Source organism: Paraburkholderia sp. CNPSo 3272 (assembly GCF_024206495.1).
In the GTDB taxonomy this organism is placed as follows: domain Bacteria; phylum Pseudomonadota; class Gammaproteobacteria; order Burkholderiales; family Burkholderiaceae; genus Paraburkholderia.
On record NZ_JAMBPQ010000007.1, the window covers coordinates 24986 to 42673 of the forward strand.

The 17688-nt window shown below is 64.5% G+C and carries 16 protein-coding genes; 8 read left to right on the forward strand and 8 right to left on the reverse strand.

Features of this window, described 5'->3' with window-relative positions:
• Positions 1 to 69 precede the first annotated feature (69 nt).
• The 3 genes from lspA to M3I53_RS11120 form a co-directional block, all read right to left on the reverse strand.
• Positions 70 to 585 (reverse strand): signal peptidase II, encoded by a 516-nt coding sequence (gene lspA, locus M3I53_RS11110; protein WP_254315995.1) that lies wholly within the window; start codon positions 583 to 585, stop codon positions 70 to 72.
• Positions 585 to 3434, reverse strand: coding sequence for an isoleucine--tRNA ligase (ileS, locus tag M3I53_RS11115; protein WP_254315996.1), 2850 nt, complete (start codon positions 3432 to 3434; stop codon positions 585 to 587). Before ileS ends, lspA begins: the two co-directional genes overlap by 1 nt.
• A 141-nt stretch (positions 3435 to 3575) precedes the next feature.
• Positions 3576 to 4571 (reverse strand): bifunctional riboflavin kinase/FAD synthetase, encoded by a 996-nt coding sequence (locus M3I53_RS11120; protein ID WP_254315997.1) that lies wholly within the window; start codon positions 4569 to 4571, stop codon positions 3576 to 3578.
• Positions 4572 to 4760: 189 nt separating this feature from the next.
• Between M3I53_RS11120 and purN the strand changes: the two genes are divergently transcribed.
• The 5 genes from purN (at position 4761) to nadC (ending at position 10687) form a co-directional block, all read left to right on the forward strand.
• Complete coding sequence (gene purN, locus M3I53_RS11125; RefSeq protein ID WP_254315998.1) at positions 4761 to 5420, forward strand: phosphoribosylglycinamide formyltransferase; 660 nt, start codon at positions 4761 to 4763, stop codon at positions 5418 to 5420.
• Positions 5417 to 6808, forward strand: coding sequence for an RsmB/NOP family class I SAM-dependent RNA methyltransferase (locus M3I53_RS11130; protein WP_254315999.1), 1392 nt, complete (start codon positions 5417 to 5419; stop codon positions 6806 to 6808). The genes purN and M3I53_RS11130 overlap by 4 nt, the downstream gene beginning before the upstream one ends.
• Positions 6809 to 7281: 473 nt before the next feature.
• Entirely contained in the window at positions 7282 to 8478 is a 1197-nt protein-coding gene (locus M3I53_RS11135; RefSeq protein WP_254316000.1) for an acyl-CoA desaturase, read from the forward strand.
• Positions 8479 to 8656: 178 nt separating this feature from the next.
• Positions 8657 to 9787, forward strand: coding sequence for a quinolinate synthase NadA (gene nadA / locus M3I53_RS11140; RefSeq protein ID WP_254316206.1), 1131 nt, complete (start codon positions 8657 to 8659; stop codon positions 9785 to 9787).
• Positions 9788 to 10687 (forward strand): carboxylating nicotinate-nucleotide diphosphorylase, encoded by a 900-nt coding sequence (nadC, locus tag M3I53_RS11145; protein WP_254316001.1) that lies wholly within the window; start codon positions 9788 to 9790, stop codon positions 10685 to 10687.
• Positions 10688 to 10776: 89 nt separating this feature from the next.
• Here nadC and nadB read toward each other — a convergent pair whose 3' ends face one another.
• The 4 genes from nadB to radC form a co-directional block, all read right to left on the reverse strand.
• The gene (gene nadB, locus M3I53_RS11150) at positions 10777 to 12378 is read right to left on the reverse strand and encodes an L-aspartate oxidase (protein WP_254316002.1); all 1602 of its coding nucleotides are present in this window, start codon (positions 12376 to 12378) and stop codon (positions 10777 to 10779) included.
• Between the two features lie 290 nt (positions 12379 to 12668).
• The gene (gene rpmG, locus M3I53_RS11155) at positions 12669 to 12836 is read right to left on the reverse strand and encodes a 50S ribosomal protein L33 (RefSeq protein ID WP_027794136.1); all 168 of its coding nucleotides are present in this window, start codon (positions 12834 to 12836) and stop codon (positions 12669 to 12671) included.
• Between the two features lie 10 nt (positions 12837 to 12846).
• A complete protein-coding gene (gene rpmB, locus M3I53_RS11160; protein WP_027794135.1) occupies positions 12847 to 13080 on the reverse strand; it encodes a 50S ribosomal protein L28 in 234 nt (77 codons plus the stop codon).
• A 256-nt stretch (positions 13081 to 13336) separates the two neighbouring features.
• Positions 13337 to 14161, reverse strand: a complete 825-nt coding sequence (radC, locus tag M3I53_RS11165) for a DNA repair protein RadC (protein ID WP_254316003.1) — start codon at positions 14159 to 14161, stop codon at positions 13337 to 13339.
• Between the two features lie 189 nt (positions 14162 to 14350).
• On the opposite strand from radC, the gene M3I53_RS11170 reads away from it, so the two are divergent.
• A complete protein-coding gene (locus M3I53_RS11170) occupies positions 14351 to 14806 on the forward strand; it encodes a peptidylprolyl isomerase (protein WP_254316004.1) in 456 nt (151 codons plus the stop codon).
• A gap of 5 nt (positions 14807 to 14811) precedes the next feature.
• Positions 14812 to 15783 carry a 4-hydroxy-3-methylbut-2-enyl diphosphate reductase gene (gene ispH / locus M3I53_RS11175; RefSeq protein WP_254316005.1) on the forward strand — a complete coding sequence of 324 codons (972 nt, stop codon included), beginning with the start codon at positions 14812 to 14814 and terminating at the stop codon, positions 15781 to 15783.
• A 300-nt stretch (positions 15784 to 16083) separates the two neighbouring features.
• Here the strand turns inward: ispH and M3I53_RS11180 are convergent, their stop codons facing one another.
• Complete coding sequence (locus M3I53_RS11180) at positions 16084 to 16449, reverse strand: hypothetical protein (protein WP_254316006.1); 366 nt, start codon at positions 16447 to 16449, stop codon at positions 16084 to 16086.
• A gap of 278 nt (positions 16450 to 16727) precedes the next feature.
• Here M3I53_RS11180 and M3I53_RS11185 point away from each other — a divergent pair, with 278 nt between their 5' ends.
• Positions 16728 to 17678 carry a branched-chain amino acid ABC transporter permease gene (locus M3I53_RS11185; protein ID WP_254316007.1) on the forward strand — a complete coding sequence of 317 codons (951 nt, stop codon included), beginning with the start codon at positions 16728 to 16730 and terminating at the stop codon, positions 17676 to 17678.
• Positions 17679 to 17688: the final 10 nt, after the last annotated feature.

Genomic DNA, 17688 nt, shown 5'->3' on the forward strand with positions numbered 1-17688 from the left:
CGACCGGAGTTGGCGCTTTAGCGCCTGACTCTGGTTCCACGTAACGAAGTTGCGGTGCAGCCCGCACACTCAGCGCGCGCCGCGCACGCGCCGCAATTCGTCGAACACCAGCAGCACCGCGCCGATGCAGATCGCGCTATCGGCGAGGTTGAACGCCGGCCAGTGCCAGCCGCCCACGTGGAAATCGAGAAAGTCGATCACGTGGCCGTACAGCAGGCGGTCGATCACATTGCCGAGCGCGCCGCCCATGATGAGTGCGAGCGCCGTGCAGAAGAGCTTTTGTGTGGCGTGGCGCTTGAGCAGATAGCAGATCACGAGCGCCGCCACCACGCCGAGCGCCGTGAACGCCCAGCGCTGCCAGCCGCCCGCGGCCGACAGGAAGCTGAATGCCGCGCCCTTGTTGTAGACCAGCACGAGGTTGAAGAACGGCGTGATCACGCGGCCTTCGCCGTAGCTGAACACCTTGTTGATGGCGATTTTCGTGAGCTGATCGGCGAGGATCACGATGACCGCGACCCCCAGCCACGGCGCGAGCGTGCCGCCCGCGCCATTCGACCTGGACTGCTTCGAAAGGGTCTTTGCCATTATGCCGCGCTCCGTTTTTCACCGTCGCCGAACAGATTCGCAACGCAGCGGCCGCACAGCCCCGGATGCTCCGCGTTCGTGCCGACGTCCTCGCGGTAGTGCCAGCAGCGCTCGCACTTGAGGTACTTCGAGGTGACCACTTCGACGCCTTCCTCCGCTTCGCTTTCCACCTTCACGATTTCCGCCGCCGAGGTGATCAGCACGAATTTCAGGTCGTCGCCGAGCGAGGCGAGGGCGTCGTAGCGCGCGCCGCTCGCGAGAATGCGCACTTCGGCCTGCAGCGACGAGCCGATCTGGTTCGCCACACGCGCCTCTTCGAGCGCCTTCGTCACGTTGCCGCGCACTTCGCGCAACAGCGTCCACTTGGCGATCAGCTCCGGCGCGCCTTCGACGTCCGGGAAGGCGTGGAAGGTCTCGGTGAAGATGGTTTCACTTTGCGGCTGGAACACCTTCCACGCTTCTTCGGCCGTGAACGACAGGAACGGTGCGAGGATGCGCAACAGGCTATGCGTGATGTGATGCAGCGCCGTTTGCGCGCCGCGGCGGGCCTTCGAGTCCGCTGCGCTCGTGTAGAGGCGGTCCTTCAGCACGTCGAGGTAGAAGCCGCCCAGGTCTTCCGAGCAGAACGTCTGGAGCTTGGCCACGACCGGGTGGAACTCGTAGCGGTCGTAGTGGGCGAGCACGTCGTTCTGCAGCGTATGCGTGAGCGCGACGGCGTAGCGGTCGATCTCGAGCCATTCGCTTGCGGGCAGTGCGTGCTTCTCGAAGTCGAAGTCCGAGAGGTTCGAGAGCAGGAAGCGCAGCGTGTTGCGGATACGGCGATAGCCTTCCGTCACGCGCTTGAGAATCTCTTCCGAGATGGCCAGCTCGCCCGAGTAGTCGGTCGAGGCGATCCACAGACGGATGATTTCCGCGCCCAGACGGTTCGCCACTTCATGCGGATCGACGCCGTTGCCGAGCGACTTCGACATCTTGCGGCCTTCGCCGTCGACGGTGAAGCCGTGCGTGAGCAGCGCGTTGTAGGGCGGGCGGCCGTCGAGCATCGAAGCGGTGAGCAGCGACGAGTGGAACCAGCCGCGGTGCTGGTCCGAGCCTTCCAGGTACAGGTCGGCCGGGAACTGCAGTTCGTCCTTGTGCGAGCCGCGCAGCACGTGCCAGTGCGTCGTGCCCGAGTCGAACCACACGTCGAGCGTGTCGCGGTTCTTCTCGTACATATTGGCGTCGTCGCCGAGCAGCTCGCGCGGGTCTAGCGTCTGCCACGCTTCGATGCCTTCTTTCTCCACGCGCTGCGCGACCTGTTCGAGCAGCTCCAGCGTGCGCGGATGCAGCTCGCCGGTTTCCTTGTGCACGAAGAACGCCATCGGCACGCCCCATTGGCGCTGGCGCGAGAGCGTCCAGTCCGGGCGGTTGGCGATCATCGAATACAGGCGCTGCTTGCCCCACGAGGGGTAGAACGCCGTCGCCTCGATGCCTTCGAGTGCCGTTTCGCGCAGCGTCTTGCCGCCGTCCGCAGGCAGAACGTCCATGCCCGCGAACCATTGCGAAGTCGCGCGGTAGATGATCGGCGTCTTGTGGCGCCAGCAGTGCATGTAGCTGTGCAGGTACTTCTCGCTGCGCAGGAGCGTGCCGGCGGCGTCGAGTGCGTCGACGATCTTCGGGTTCGCGGCCCAGATCGAGAGGCCGCCGAACAGCGGCAGCGATTCGATGTAGCGGCCGTCGCCCATCACCGGGCTGATGATGTCGGAATCCGCCATGCCGTGCGCCTTGCACGACACGAAGTCTTCCACGCCGTAGGCGGGTGCAGAGTGCACGATGCCCGTGCCGGTGTCGGTCGTGACGTAGTCGCCGAGGTAGATCGGCGAGGTGCGCTTGTAGCCCGGGTGCGCCGAGGCGAGCGGGTGATTGAAGCGCAGCAGCGAGAGCTTTTCGCCCTTCGTCGTGGCGACGATCTTGCCTTCGAGGCCGAACTCCTTCATGCACGCTTGCACGCGCTCGACGGCGAGGATCAGCAGGCCGCGTTGCGTGTCCACGAGTGCGTAGTCGATCTCGGGATGGACGTTGAGCGCCTGGTTCGACGGAATCGTCCAGGGCGTCGTAGTCCAGATCACGATGCCGCCTTCCTCGCGCGGCAGCGCGGGCAGTCCGAACGCTGCCGCCGTTTCGGCGGGTTGCGCGAACGTGAACAGCACGTCGATGGTCGGGTCGGTCTTGTCCTTGTACTCGACTTCGGCCTCGGCGAGCGCCGAGCCGCAGTCGAAGCACCAGTTCACGGGCTTGAGACCCCGGAACACATAACCCTTCTCGATGATCTTCGCGAGTGCGCGGATCTCGCCGGCCTCGTTCACGAAGTTCATCGTCTTGTACGGGTTGTTCCAGTCGCCGAGCACGCCCAGGCGCTTGAAGCCCTTCTTTTGCGTCTCGATCTGGCCGGCCGCGTACTCGCGCGCCTTCTGCATCACTTCCTGGGCGGGCAGCGACTTGCCGAACTGCTTTTCGATCTGGATTTCGATCGGCATGCCGTGGCAGTCCCAGCCCGGCACGTAGACCGCGTCGAAGCCCGCGAGATTGCGCGCCTTGACGATCATGTCCTTGAGGATCTTGTTCACCGCGTGGCCGAGGTGGATGTCGCCGTTCGCATACGGCGGGCCGTCGTGCAGGATGAACTTCTTGCGGCCCTTCGAAGCCGCGCGGATCTTCTCGTAGACCTGGTTCTCTTCCCATTCCTTGACCCATTGCGGCTCGCGCCTGGGCAGGTCGCCGCGCATCGGGAACGGGGTGTCGAGCAGGTTGACGGGGTACTTCGATTCGGACTTCTGCGGCTTGCCGGAGGATGCTTTTTTGTCGCTCATGGTGAGATCACGTGGAATTCGGGGGATGCATGGCGTCAGCGTTGCGGCCGATGCCGCGCAACCGTCGCCTCGGGCGCTGCATGCCGTGCTGTGGGCACGCGGCGCCTGGGGGCGGGGCAGCCCGCGCATGCGGGCCGCGGGTCACCTAATTCGGTCGGTGGCCGAGGTGGCGAAGCCGGTGGAGGCGCCGCCGGCCACGTCTGCGCCCGCGGCAGCGAACCACGCGCGGGTGTTCGCCACGTCGCGAGCGATCGCGGCGGTGAGCGTTTCGAGGTCGGGAAACTTCTCCTCGTCACGCAGCTTCTTGAGAAACTCGACGCGCACGAGCTTGCCGTAGGCGTCGCCGTGCCAGTCGAGCAGATGCACTTCGAGCAGCACGCGGCCCGAGTCATCGACGGTCGGGCGCAGCCCGAGGCTCGCGACGCCGGGCAGCGGATGATCGGCAATGCCATGCACCATCACGACGAAAATGCCCTTGAGCGCCGGCCGCTTGTGGCCGATCAGCAGGTTCATCGTGGGGAAGCCCAGGTCGCGCCCGAGCTTCAGGCCGTGCGTGACGTGCGCGCTGATGTGATAGCCGCGGCCCAGCGAGGCGCGCGCGGCGTCGAGGTCGCCCGCGTGCAGTTGCGCGCGCACGGCGGAGCTGGAAATGCGCACGCCCGAAGGGTCGGCCACGGTCGCCATCTGCTCGACTTCGAAGCCGTGATGCGCGCCCGCGGCCCGCAGCGAAGCGAAGTCGCCCGCGCGCTTCGCGCCATAGCGGAAGTCGTCGCCGATCATCATCCAGCGCGCGTGCAGCCCGCCTACGATGATGCGCTCGACGAACGCCTCGGGCGACTGGCTCGCAAACGTGTGGTTGAAATGCTCGACCACCACGCGATCCACGCCGTTCTCGCGCAGCGCTTCGAGCTTGTCGCGCAGCATGGCGATGCGCGGCGGGGCGCTGGCCGGGTTGAAGAATTCGCGCGGATGCGGCTCGAAGGTCATCACGCAGACGGGCAGGCCGCGCGCGTCGGCTGCCGCGCGCACGCGCGCGAGCAATGCCTGATGCCCGCGGTGGACACCGTCGAAATTGCCGATGGTCAGCGCGCAGGGCGCGCGGCTTTCGGCATTGGGAAGACCGCGGAAGACTCTCACGATAGCGGAACCTGGTGGAACCTCGAAAAGCGCGCTGGCGCAGCACGCGTGCTAATGATCGACGGCTGACCGACTGACCTGGCCATTCGCGGCCCAAGGACCGCGACGAAACAGAAGATTATAAACGCACGAGGCGACGATCGCCGCCGCACGAGCGTTGAGCAGGTCCCCCGATGATAAAATCCGCGGATGAAAAATCTCGTCATCCTGATTTCGGGGCGGGGCAGCAACATGGAAGCCATCGTGCGCGCTTGCGCGCAGGAAGCTTGGGGCGCGCGTATCGCCGCCGTGATTGCCAACCGTCCTGACGCCGCGGGCCTCGCGTTCGCGGCTTCGAATGGCATTGCCACGGCGGTGGTCGACCACCGCCAGTTTCCCGATCGCGCCAGCTTCGACACGGCGCTCGCTCAAGTCATCGACGGCTATGCGCCGGACCTCGTCGTGCTGGCGGGCTTCATGCGCGTGCTGACCGAATCCTTCGTCGGCCATTATTCGGGTCGGATGCTCAATATCCATCCGTCGCTGCTGCCGATGTTTCCGGGCCTCAAGACGCACCAGCAGGCGCTCGACGCCGGCTGCCGCGTGCATGGCGCGACGGTGCATTTCGTCACGCCCACGCTCGATCATGGTCCGATCGTCGCGCAGTCGGTAATTCCGGTGCGCGCGGGCGACGACGCCGCGGCGCTCGCCGCGCGCGTGCTCAAAACCGAACATCTGATGTATCCGCGCGCGGTGCGCTGGTTCGTCGAAGGGCGCCTCGCGCTCGACGGCGAACGCGTGGCGCTCACGCCGGCCGAGCCACAGTGGCTCTTCTTTGACGACTCGCAAGCCGCCGGGGAGGGCGCATGAGACTGCATGGTTTTCTGATTGGACAGACCGAAACGTTGCTCGCCGACGTCCTGAAATTCACGGGCCCGGCCGACGCCGTGACGAGCCGCTTCTTCCGCGAGCATCCGAAGCTCGGCCACGCCGAGCGCGGCGTGATCGCCGAAGCCGTGTTCGCGGTGCTGCGCCGGCGCATGGAGTTCGCGCACCTGGCCGAAAGCGGCACGGGCAGCCCGACGCGCCGCCTCACGCTGCTCGGCCTCATGGCGACGGCGGGCCGCTCGGCGATCCGTCCGTTCGTCTCGGACGCAGAGGCGACCTGGCTCGAGCACGTCGCGAAGATCGACCCGGCGAGCCTGCCGCTGCGCGTGCAGCTGAATCTGCCGGAGTGGATCATGAAGGCGCTGGAAACGCGCTTTGAGCCCACCGAACTCGCGCAACTGGCCGCCGCGCTCAACTATCCGGCGCCGCTCGATCTGCGCGCCAATCCCATCAAGGCGAGTCGCGAGGAGCTGATCCGCTCGCTGTCCGAGTCGGGCATCGAAGGCGGCGAAACGCCGTTCGCGCCGTTCGGCGTGCGCGTGACGGGCAAGCCCGCGCTCGCGAAACTCGACTCGTTCAAGAACGGCTGGTTCGAGGTGCAGGACGAGGGCAGCCAGCTGCTGTGCACGCTGCTCGCGCCGCGCCGCGGCGAGATGGTCGTGGACTTCTGCGCGGGCGCGGGCGGCAAGACGCTGGCGCTCGGCGCGATGATGCGCTCGACGGGCCGTCTCTATGCCTTCGACGTGTCCGACCGGCGCCTCGCCAAGCTCAAGCCGCGCCTCGCGCGCAGCGGTCTTTCGAACGTCAATCCGGTGCTGATCGACAGCGAGCACGACGCCAAGATCAAGCGGCTGATCGGCAAGATCGACCGCGTGCTCGTGGATGCGCCATGCTCGGGACTCGGCACGCTGCGCCGCAACCCCGACCTCAAGTGGCGCCAGTCGCCCGAGTCGATCGCCGAACTCGCGCCCAAACAGCTTTCGATTCTCACGAGTGCGGCGCGCCTGCTCAAGCGTGGCGGCCGTCTCGTCTACGCGACCTGCAGCATTCTCGAAGCTGAGAACGAAGCGGTCGTCAAGCAGTTCCTCGAGGCGCATCCCGAGTTCGTGCTGGTGAGCGCGCGTGATGTGCTGGCCGAGCAGCGCGTTGGCATCGACACGGGCGACTATCTCTCGCTGTGGCCGCACCGCCACGCCACCGACGGCTTCTTTGCCGCCGTGCTGGAGCGTCGCGGCGAAGCGAAGCCGAAGACCAAGGCGGCCGGCGCGCAGACCACGCCTGAAGAAGCCGCCGCGGAGCAAGAGACCTCCGACGCGATCGCGAAGGCGCAGGAAAGCGAAGCGGCCGAGCCGGACGCCGCGCTGGAGTAAGTCGCGCGGCAGGTGCGGCGCTTGCGGGACCGTTCGGCGGGGCAGCCGGGCGGTCCGCGATGGCCGTGCTGGCCGACTGCTCGTTGCGTATTGGCGACATCCTCAACGTAGGGACTAGTGAGGCGTGGACGTCATCGCGCCCCGATTCCCGGCGAACGCCGTATAGCTTCGAGTAATCGGGCGAAGCTGCGCAATTCGAACGAGGATGCTTGACAGATCGCGGGACATCGGATGGTGGTGAAAGACGAGTTGGGGCCAGTAACAGGGAAAGGGCCAGTTCAGGTGCGGCAAAGCGCCTCGAAACGGACCTCGGACATTGACGCCGTAACCATTAAAGAAAAAAATCTCCCTTTGTTACAAACACTTGGAACGGTTCTAGTAGAATGCCGTCCAACCGCATCTAATCGCTTTCACTTTCTTGACACTGGCGCCTGGCCCAAAGGCCGGCGCGCTTCGCTTCACAGGTAAATGCCTTGTTGAACTCCCTGCTTGATTTCCTCGCCCACGGGGTGCTCCATTTCTCGTGGTGGCAGATCGTCCTGTTCGCGGCGGTGGTCACCCACATCACGATCATCGGCGTGACGGTGTACCTGCACCGCTGCCAGGCGCACCGCGCGCTGGAACTGCATCCCATCGCGAGTCACTTCTTCCGCTTCTGGCTGTGGATGACCACGGGCATGCTCACGGGCCAGTGGGCGGCGATCCACCGCAAGCACCACGCCAAGTGCGAAACGGAAGAAGATCCGCACAGCCCGCAAACGCGCGGCATCTGGAAGGTGCTGCTCGAAGGCGCCGAGCTCTATCGCACCGAAGCGAAGAACGAAGAAACGCTGCGCCGCTTCAGCCACGGCACGCCGAACGACTGGTTGGAGCGCAACGTCTACACGCGCTACCCCATTCTCGGCGTGAGCATCATGATGGTGATCGACGTCGCGCTGTTCGGCGCAGTCGGCCTCACCGTGTGGGCCGTGCAGATGGCGTGGATTCCGTTCTGGGCGGCGGGCGTCGTGAATGGCCTCGGCCACTTCTGGGGCTACCGCAACTTCAATTCGTCCGACGCGAGCACGAACCTTCTGCCGTTCGGCATCATCATCGGCGGCGAAGAGCTGCACAACAACCACCACACGTTCGCGACTTCCGCGAAGCTCTCGAACAAGTGGTACGAGTTCGACATCGGCTGGATGTATATCCGCGTGATGCAGGCGGTTGGCTTGGCCAAGGTGAAGAAGGTCGCGCCCACGCCGCGCCTCACCAAGGGCAAGCTGGTGCCCGACCACGAAACCCTGCAGGCTGTGCTGTCCAATCGCTACGAGGTGATGGCGCGCTACGCCAAGGCCGTGAAGCAGGCGTACCGTCAGGAACTCGCGCACCTCAAGGAAGTGGGCGAGCGCGAGAAGTACAAGGTCATGCGCGGCGCGCGCAAGTGGTTCGACAAGGAAGAAGCCAGCCTGAACGAGCCGCAGAAGCGCCAGCTTCCGCAAATTTTCGCGAACAGCCAGAAGCTGCGCACGTACATCGAATTGCGTAACGAACTCGCCGCGATCTGGGAACGTTCGAGCGCCTCGCGCGAACAACTGCTCACGCAGCTCCAGGATTGGTGCCATCGCGCTGAACAAAGCGGTATCAAGGCGCTGCAGGAATTCGCTTCGCGCCTGCGCCGTTACGCCTGATCTTCGGCTTGATCGTCCCGAGCGGATTTTGGCCCGTCAGTGGGCCGCAGAAAAATCCTTTAGAATGACGAGACGTCACAAAACCCCGCGCTGGCGGGGTTTTTCTTTTTGGGCCGCAAAAAAGCCGGAGTCCCCACAATGGCTTCAATGGCGCGGCGATCGGTAGGGGCAGGAGATGATGAGTCAGGCGATCAGGAAGGTCGAATATGACCGGCCGCAGGGTGCCGTCTGCAACGTTGGACAGGCTTGGGCGCGTGTGCCCGATGCGCCGTCCGCGGCAGAGCGCGTGGCATTGAAGGAGCGGATTCGCGCGTTGCTCAAGCGCGAGAAGGCGGTGCTTGTCGCGCACTATTATGTGGACCCTGAATTGCAGGAGCTCGCCGACGAAACCGGCGGCTGCGTGGCCGATTCGCTCGAAATGGCGCGCTTCGGCCGCGACCACGAGGCGCAGACGCTCGTCGTGGCGGGCGTACGCTTCATGGGCGAGACCGCGAAGATTCTCAGTCCGAACAAGCGCATTCTCATGCCCGACCTCGATGCGACCTGCTCGCTCGACCTCGGTTGCCCCATCGACGAGTTCTCGGCGTTTTGCGACGAGCATCCGGAGCGCACCGTGGTCGTCTATGCCAACACGAGCGCGGCCGTGAAGGCGCGCGCGGACTGGATGGTCACGTCGTCCATCGGTCTTGAGATCGTCGCCGACCTGCACGCGAAGGGCGAAAAAATTCTATGGGCGCCGGACCGGCACCTGGGCAGCTACATCCAGAAGAAGACCGGCGCCGACATGCTGCTCTGGCAAGGCTCCTGCCTCGTGCACGACGAATTCAAGGGCATCGAACTCGATCTGCTGCGCGCCGAATATCCGGACGCCAAAATTCTCGTCCACCCCGAATCGCCTGAAGGCGTGGTCGCGCTCGCGGACGTGGTGGGCTCGACCACCCAGCTGATCGACGCCGCCGTGAAGCTCGACGCGCAACGCTTCATCGTCGCGACCGATCTCGGCATTCTGCACAAGATGCGCCTCGCGGCGCCGGGCAAGACCTTCATCGAAGCGCCCACGGCCGGCAACAGCGCCACCTGCAAGAGCTGCGCGCATTGCCCGTGGATGGCCATGAACGGTCTGGCGAATCTCGTTGACGTGCTGGAGCGCGGTCACAACGAGATCCACGTCGACGCCGCTATCGGCGAGCGCGCGCGTTTGCCGATCGATCGCATGTTGGCGTTCGCGGCGGAGCACAAGCGCCGCGTGCAGGCGAGCGGCGACCTCGCGCGCGACACCGCGCTGTTCTCGCAAGTGGGGGCGGCGTAAATGGGCGCACTCGAATTGCTCGCAGTCGATGCCGTTGCGCCTGTGCTCGGTGAAGTGCGCTCCCAGTACGGCGCGGCGTTCGACGCCGCGATCGCACGCAACGTGGCCGATGCGCTCGAAGAAGACGTCGGCCCCGGCGACCGGACCGGCCGTCTCGTGCCCGCCGACGAAATGCGCGACGCGCGCATCATCGTGCGCGAAGACGCGGTGCTGTGCGGCGTGCTCTGGTTCGACGGCGTGGTGAAGCAGGTCGATCCGCGCATCGAAGTCCGTTGGCACTATCGCGAAGGCGAGCGCATGGCCGCCGACACGACCGTCTGCTCGCTGCGCGGTCCGGCGCGCTCGCTGCTCACGGCCGAGCGCAACGCGATGAACTTCCTGCAGTTGCTTTCGGGCGTGGCGAGCGTGACGCGCCGCTACGTCGACATGATCGCGCACACCCGCACGCGCATTCTGGACACGCGCAAGACGCTGCCCGGCCTGCGTCTCGCGCAGAAGTACGCGGTGCGCGTGGGCGGCGGCGCAAACCAGCGTATCGCGCTTTACGACGGCATCCTGATCAAGGAAAACCACATTGCCGCGGCAGGCGGCGTGGGGGCGGCGATGGACGCCGCGCTCGCGCTCGATGCGGGCGTGCCGATCCAGATCGAAGTCGAGACGCTCGAACAGCTCGAAACGGCGCTCGCGCACGGCGCGAAGTCGGTACTGCTCGACAACTTCTCCTTCGACATGATGCGCGACGCGGTGAAGCTCACGACGGGGCGTGCGGTGCTCGAAGTCTCGGGCGGCGTGAGCTTCGACACGGTGCGCACGATCGCGGAAACCGGCGTGGACCGCGTATCGATTGGCGCGCTGACGAAGGACGTGCGCGCGACGGACTTTTCGATGCGCATTGTCTGAAGCCGCAAGTTCGCCAGGCTGAATCAGAACGAAAAAGGCCGCCTCGCGATGAGGCGGCCTTTTTTTGCGGCGCGTTCAGTTCGCCCGGCTCATGAAACCGTGCGATTGCGTACGCGCTCCGGCGCGAGCACGGTCGGCAGCGCCTTGGGCAGCGAGTTCGGCCAGTCGCGGCTGTAGTGCAGGCCGCGGCTCTCGCGGCGCGAGCGCGCACTTTCCACGATCAGCGAAGCGACTTCGACGAGGTTGCGCAGTTCCAGCAGGTCGCGCGTGACGCGGAAATTCGCGTAGTACTCGAGAATTTCGTCGCGCAGCAGGGCGAGGCGATGCTGGGCGCGCTCGAGCCGCTTGTCGGTGCGCACGATGCCGACGTAGTTCCACATCAGCCGGCGCAGCTCGTCCCAGTTGTGGGCAACGACGACCTCCTCGTCGGAATCGGAGACGCGGCTTTCGTCCCAGTCGGGCAGCGGTGCATGTGCGCCCGCGCTGAAGCCTTCCGCCTCGATCGCCTCAGCCGCCGAGCGGCCGATCACGAGGCACTCGAGCAGCGAGTTGCTCGCGAGGCGGTTCGCGCCGTGCAGGCCCGTGTACGATGTCTCGCCCACGGCGTAGAGGCCCGCGAGATCGGTGCGCCCGGCCAGGTCGGTGACGACGCCGCCACAGGTGTAGTGCGCGGCGGGCACCACCGGAATCGGCTCCTTCGTGATGTCGATGCCGAATTCGCGGCAGCGCGCGAGGATGGTCGGGAAATGTTCTTCGAGAAATGCCGGCGGCTGATGGCTGATGTCGAGATGCACGCAGTCGATGCCGTGCTTTTTGATCTCGAAGTCGATCGCGCGGGCGACGATGTCGCGCGGCGCCAGCTCGGCGCGCGCGTCGTGCGAGGGCATGAAGCGGGTGCCGTCGGGCAGGCGCAGCACGCCGCCTTCGCCGCGCACGGCCTCCGAAATCAGGAACGACTTGGCGTGCGGGTGGAACAGGCAGGTGGGGTGGAACTGGATGAACTCCATGTTCGCCACCCGGCAGCCCGCGCGCCATGCCATGGCGATGCCGTCGCCGGTGGCCGTATCGGGGTTCGTCGTGTACAGGTAGACCTTGCCCGCGCCGCCCGTGGCGAGCACCGTGTGCGGCGCCTGGATCGTCACCGTGCGGTCGTTCTTCAAATCGAGCGCATAGAGGCCGTGGCAACGACGACCCGGCAGACCCAGCCGGTCGGACGTGATGACATCGATCGCCTGATGGTCTTCGAGAATCGTGATGTTCGGGTGCGAGCGCGCACGCTCGAGCAGCGTTTGCACGACTGCGTGGCCGGTGGCGTCGGCGGCGTGGATGATGCGGCGATGGCTGTGGCCGCCTTCGCGCGTGAGGTGAAAGCCGAGTTCGGCGGCGGCGTCCTTCGTGAACGGCACGTCCTGGGCGATCAGCCATTCGATGGCCTCGCGGCCATGCTCGACGATGTAGCGCGTGGCGGCCTCGTCGCACAGGCCGCCGCCGGCGACGAGCGTATCGTCCACGTGATTCTCCACGCTGTCGGCCGAATCGAGCACGGCGGCAATGCCGCCTTGCGCACGGTCGCTCGCGCCTTCGGTCATCGCGCGCTTGGCGATGATCACGACGCGACGCGAACCGGCGAGATTCAGCGCGACGCTCAGTCCTGCGAGGCCGCTGCCGACGATCGCTACATCGAAATTCATGATCCTGCTTCTCCGTCTCTCTTGTTCTACGCTTTCCGGCCGCCGCGTTTGCCACGGTCCTGGGCTGTCATGGCCTCATGGCCGCTGGCATCGCATATGACACGTGTGTGGCAGCCGGTATAAAGCGGGAAGCATACTCCGAGAGCGGAGCGAACGGATAGCGCCAGTTTGGGCGCTGCCGTTAAAACACCGTTGCATCGCGCGAACCGAGGCGGGGCGGGCGCGCAAAAAGAAAAACCCCGCTAAAAAGCGGGGTTTTTCTGTCTTCGTCAGGCTCGAAACCCGATCAATTACTTGATCTTGGTTTCCTTGTACTCGACGTGCTTGCGAACAACCGGGTCGAACTTCTTGATCGACATTTTTTCCGGCATGTTGCGCTTGTTCTTCGTGGTCGTGTAGAAGTGACCCGTACCTGCGGTCGATTCCAGCTTGATCTTGTCGCGGACGCCCTTGGCCATGATTTACTCCTTACAGTTCGCCGCGTGCACGCAGGTCTGCGAGCACGGAATCGATGCCGTTCTTGTCGATCAGGCGCAGGCCTGCGTTCGAGATGCGCAGACGCACCCAACGGTTTTCGCTTTCAACCCAGAAACGGCGGTTTTGCAGATTCGGGAGGAAACGGCGCTTGGTTTTGTTGTTAGCGTGGGAAACGTTGTTGCCGCTCATCGGCGCTTTCCCAGTGACTTGGCATACACGTGCCATGAGACACTCCTACGGAAATTCTGAGTTCGAGAGCCGCTTAAGTTTCCCAGGCGAGAAATGGCCGGACCAGGAGCGCGCTCACGTATGGATGAGAGACAACCTCGAACCCAGGCCATATTTCCCCTGGAACGCCTCGATGGGCTTCAGAACAGGGTTGGAAATAGGCAAACCGTGATTCTAGCAGGAAAAAGCCTGGAAAATCAAACCCGATTTGCCATTTTGTTTGTGCGCCGTCGCGTCTTGCGCCTGTGGCGCCTCAGCTCCAGCCATGGCGCGCGAAGGAAAACGTCTCCCGGGTGCCGATGACCAGATGATCGATGAGCTGAACTTCCACGAGCGCCAGCGTTTCGCGCAACACTCGCGTGAGGCGCCGGTCGCTCGCGCTCGGCTGCACCGCGCCCGAAGGGTGATTATGGGCAACGATCAGGCTCGCGGCATTGAGCGTCAGCGCGCGCCGCACGATTTCACGAGGATACACCGCCATGCGCGTGAGCGAGCCGCGCGAGCTTTCCTCCGTGCGGATCAGCCGATGGCGCGCGTCCAGGAAGAGGCAAACGAACACTTCGTGCGGCCGCCCGCCAATCAGCAAGCGCAAATAGTCTTCGACTGCGCCGGGGGAGTCGATGAGCGGCTTGTCGTCGAGCGCCTGCGCAAGCGCCCGCCGCGCGAGTTCCGTCACCGCTTCCAGCATCGCGGCTTTTGCGGGCCCGATGCCGCGCACGGCCACGAATTCTTCGTGCGGGGCATCGAGCATGGCGCGCAGCGAGCCGAACTGGGCCAGCAGCGTACGAGCGACTTCGAAGACATCGTGGCCCGGCAAGCCGAAGCCGAGCAGGATCGCGAGCAACTCCACGTCCGAGAGCGCGGCCGCGCCGGCCGCGCGCAGTCGCTCGCGGGGCATGTCGCGGCGTGGTGCCGCAGGCGCCGCGTTCTCGCGGGTCGAGACCGCTGGCGCCGCCCGCGCGGGGAGAGCGGCGCCGCGGGGGCCACGCTCCGCGCAGCCGGGACCGGGCAGGCGGCCGGCCAGGGTGTCGCCGACGGGATCGGGCGCCGTGTCCAGCGTGCAGGCAAGCTCCCTCATGGCAATCTCCACAAACAAATAAAGCGTGTGCGGCGCACGCGAGTGCGAGCGTTGGCGGTGCACAACCGTGCCGCGACCGCCTCGGCCAAGTGGCTTACAATAGATGTTTTCCGGCCGCCCGAGGCAGGCCGGACCGGCGCCTTGCGGCGCGCACGCGCGAAGCGCGCGTTATGACGAAATGAGTTACGCATGAGCATCATCGACATCTCCGAAGTGAAGTCCGGTTCCCACGTGACGCTGAATTACCGGCTTTCACTCGCCGATGGCACCGAAATCGTCAATACCTTTGTCGACCGTCCCGCCACCCTGCTGATGGGCGCCGGCCAGCTTGCGCCGCCGCTGGAAGAGATTTTGCAGGGCCTGAAGGTGGGTCACCACTCGACCTTTCAGCTAGAACCCGGAGTCGCTTTCGGCCAGCGCAACCCCGACCTGATCCAGCGCGTCTCGCTCAAGACCCTGCGCGAGAACGGCATGATCGGCGAGGAGTTCAGCCCGGGCGACCTGATCGAGTTCAATGCCCCCAACGGCGGGCGCTACGCGGGTGTGCTCAAGGAAGTGAGCGAGACCTCCGCCCTGTTCGATTTCAACCACCCGCTCGCTGGCCAGGCGGTTGCGTTCGAAGTGCAAATCATCGGAATCCTTTAAAGCCCATGACCAACACGGACACGTCCCTCATCGCAGAACTCGCCGACGCGGAAATCCTGCTCGCCCAGCCGCGCGGCTTCTGCGCCGGCGTCGATCGGGCCATCGAGATCGTCGAGCGCGCCATCCAGCTTCACGGCGCACCGATCTACGTGCGTCACGAGATCGTCCACAACGCTTATGTCGTCGAAGACCTGCGCAAGAAGGGGGCGATCTTCATCGAGCAACTCGATGAGGTCCCGTCCGGCAACACGGTGATCTTCAGCGCGCACGGCGTCTCCAAGTCGGTGCGCGCCGACGCCGATGCGCGCGGCCTGCGCGTCTACGACGCGACCTGCCCGCTCGTCACGAAGGTGCACGTGGAAGTCGCGAAGATGCGCGACGAGGGGCTCGACATCGTCATGATCGGGCACAAGGGCCATCCGGAAGTGGAAGGCACCATGGGGCAGGTGGCCGAGGGCATGTACCTCGTCGAAGACATTGCCGATGTCGAGGCGCTCAAGCTGCGCGACCCGCAGCGCGTCGCGTTCGTCACGCAAACCACGCTCTCGGTAGACGACGCCGCGGAAATCATCGCGGCGCTCAAGGCGCGCTTTCCCGCCATTCGCGAGCCGAAGAAGCAGGACATCTGCTACGCCACGCAGAATCGCCAGGATGCCGTCAAGTTCATGGCGCCGCAGTGCGACGTCGTGATCGTGGTGGGCAGCCCGAACAGTTCCAATTCGAACCGGCTGCGCGAAGTGGCCGAGAAGCGCGGTATTCCTGCGTATATGGTGGATGCGCCCGAGCAGATCGACCCCCAGTGGCTCGCCGGCAAGCGCCGGATCGGCCTGACGGCGGGAGCCTCGGCTCCAGAAGCGCTCGCTCAGGAGATCATTCGCCGCCTGCACGAACTGGGTGCGCGCAACGTGCGCGCGCTCGAAGGCATCGAGGAGAACATTGCGTTCCCATTGCCCCGCGGACTCGGTCAGCCAGTCTGACGCCTCCCGACCTCCGAAAGAACGCGCCACCCGGCGCGTTTTTTTTATGCGCGCGGGAGTGGAGTAGCGGCGATAATCGGGGTCGCATGACGAGAAAAGACAGGTTAACCTCACATCGGGCGGGTGTTTTCATTAGTGTTTTCTCTAGCGTGAGGGCCGATTTGCTCGATGTGGCCCCTAATTTAGGGGGCAATGGATACGCTTTGGACATGAATGCACCGCTCCAGAGCGGCATTTTTATGCTCTCCCTTAAATATTCGTCATTTGATCCAATGCCCGCCCCATAAGGCATTGCGGCCATTATCTGCAACACATGATGCGAAGCCTGTTGATTTTTGGTGCAACTGGTGCACTGAAATGCGGCGCAACCTGCGGTGCAACCCATCTCGTGCGGTTATCTAAAAATATGGTTGCAATGCAGGAAAACCCTGCCGGCTGAACAATATTGCCCGTCGCATAATTGGCGTTACAATGCGCGCGTTCTGAGGGCTCGACATCCCATGAGAAGGCCATCAGGCAAGCATTTCGGAAGGCGCAGGAGACCTGATTAATGCAATTCAAGTCGGCTTTTGCCGCGTCGTCGGTCAATGCGGTTGCGCCACGCAATGCGTGGCGCGGCGGCAATGCCGAGACGGGCGCTAGCGCAACATCGATCATTTCTGGCATGCAGATTGCTTTTGCATGCACCGGCGTTGTCATGCCGGTTGGCCGAGAATATGACGCGTAGTTGATTGGACCCGACGGCACCGAACCATCCGACGGTGCCGTTTTTGCATCCGCTTTTGGCGAGTCTGCCGCTGCTACACAGCGGCAACGCGAACCAGGGCGGCCAACCGTTACCGGTTTTTACTTCAATACCCGAAAGTGTCGTTGCGGTTCCGTAAAACATCGCCCACCGGCCGATGACGAGCGCGAATCCGGTTGCACGGGCTAAGGAGCATTAAATGGATATTTTCATCCAGCAGATCCTGAATGGGCTGGTGCTTGGCAGCATCTACGCCATCATCGCCCTCGGTTACACGATGGTGTACGGGATTCTGGGCATCATCAACTTCGCGCACGGCGACGTGCTCATGGTGGGCGCCATGGTCGCGCTCTCCGCGATCAACGTGCTCCACAATCATTTCCCGGGTCTCGGGAACATCCCCACGCTGTGCATTGCGCTCGCGGTTGCCGCGCTCGTGTGTGCGGTCGTCGGGTACACGATCGAAAAGGTCGCGTACCGGCCGCTGCGCCGCGCGCCGCGCCTCGCGCCGCTGATCACCGCGATCGGTGTGTCGATCCTGCTGCAGACGCTCGCCATGATCATCTGGGGCCGCAATCCGCTCGCGTTCCCCCAGCTCATCTCGACCGACCCGATCAACGTCATCAAGCCGACTGAAACCGGCGTGGGCGCCGTGATCTCGATGACCGAAATCGTCATCATCGTCGTCGCGTTCCTCGTGATGGCGGGTCTCCTGCTCCTCGTGCACAAGACCAAGCTCGGCCGCGCCATGCGCGCCATTGCCGAGAACCCGAACAATGCCTCGCTGATGGGTGTGAACCCGAACTTCGTGATCTCGGCCACGTTCATGATCGGTTCGGCGCTCGCAGCGCTGGCCGGCGTGATGATCGCCTCGGAATACGGCAATGCGCACTTCTACATGGGTTTCATCCCCGGCATGAAGGCCTTCACGGCCGCGGTGCTGGGCGGTATCGGCAACCTCGGCGGCGCGATGGTCGGCGGCGTGGTGCTCGGTCTGATCGAGCAGCTCGGCGCAGGCTACATCGGTAACCTGACCGGTGGGGTGTTCGGCAGTAACTATCAGGACGTCTTCGCATTCATCGTGCTGATCGTCGTGCTCGTGTTCCGTCCGTCGGGGCTGCTGGGCGAACGTGTCGCGGACCGCGCATAAGAGGGAGTAA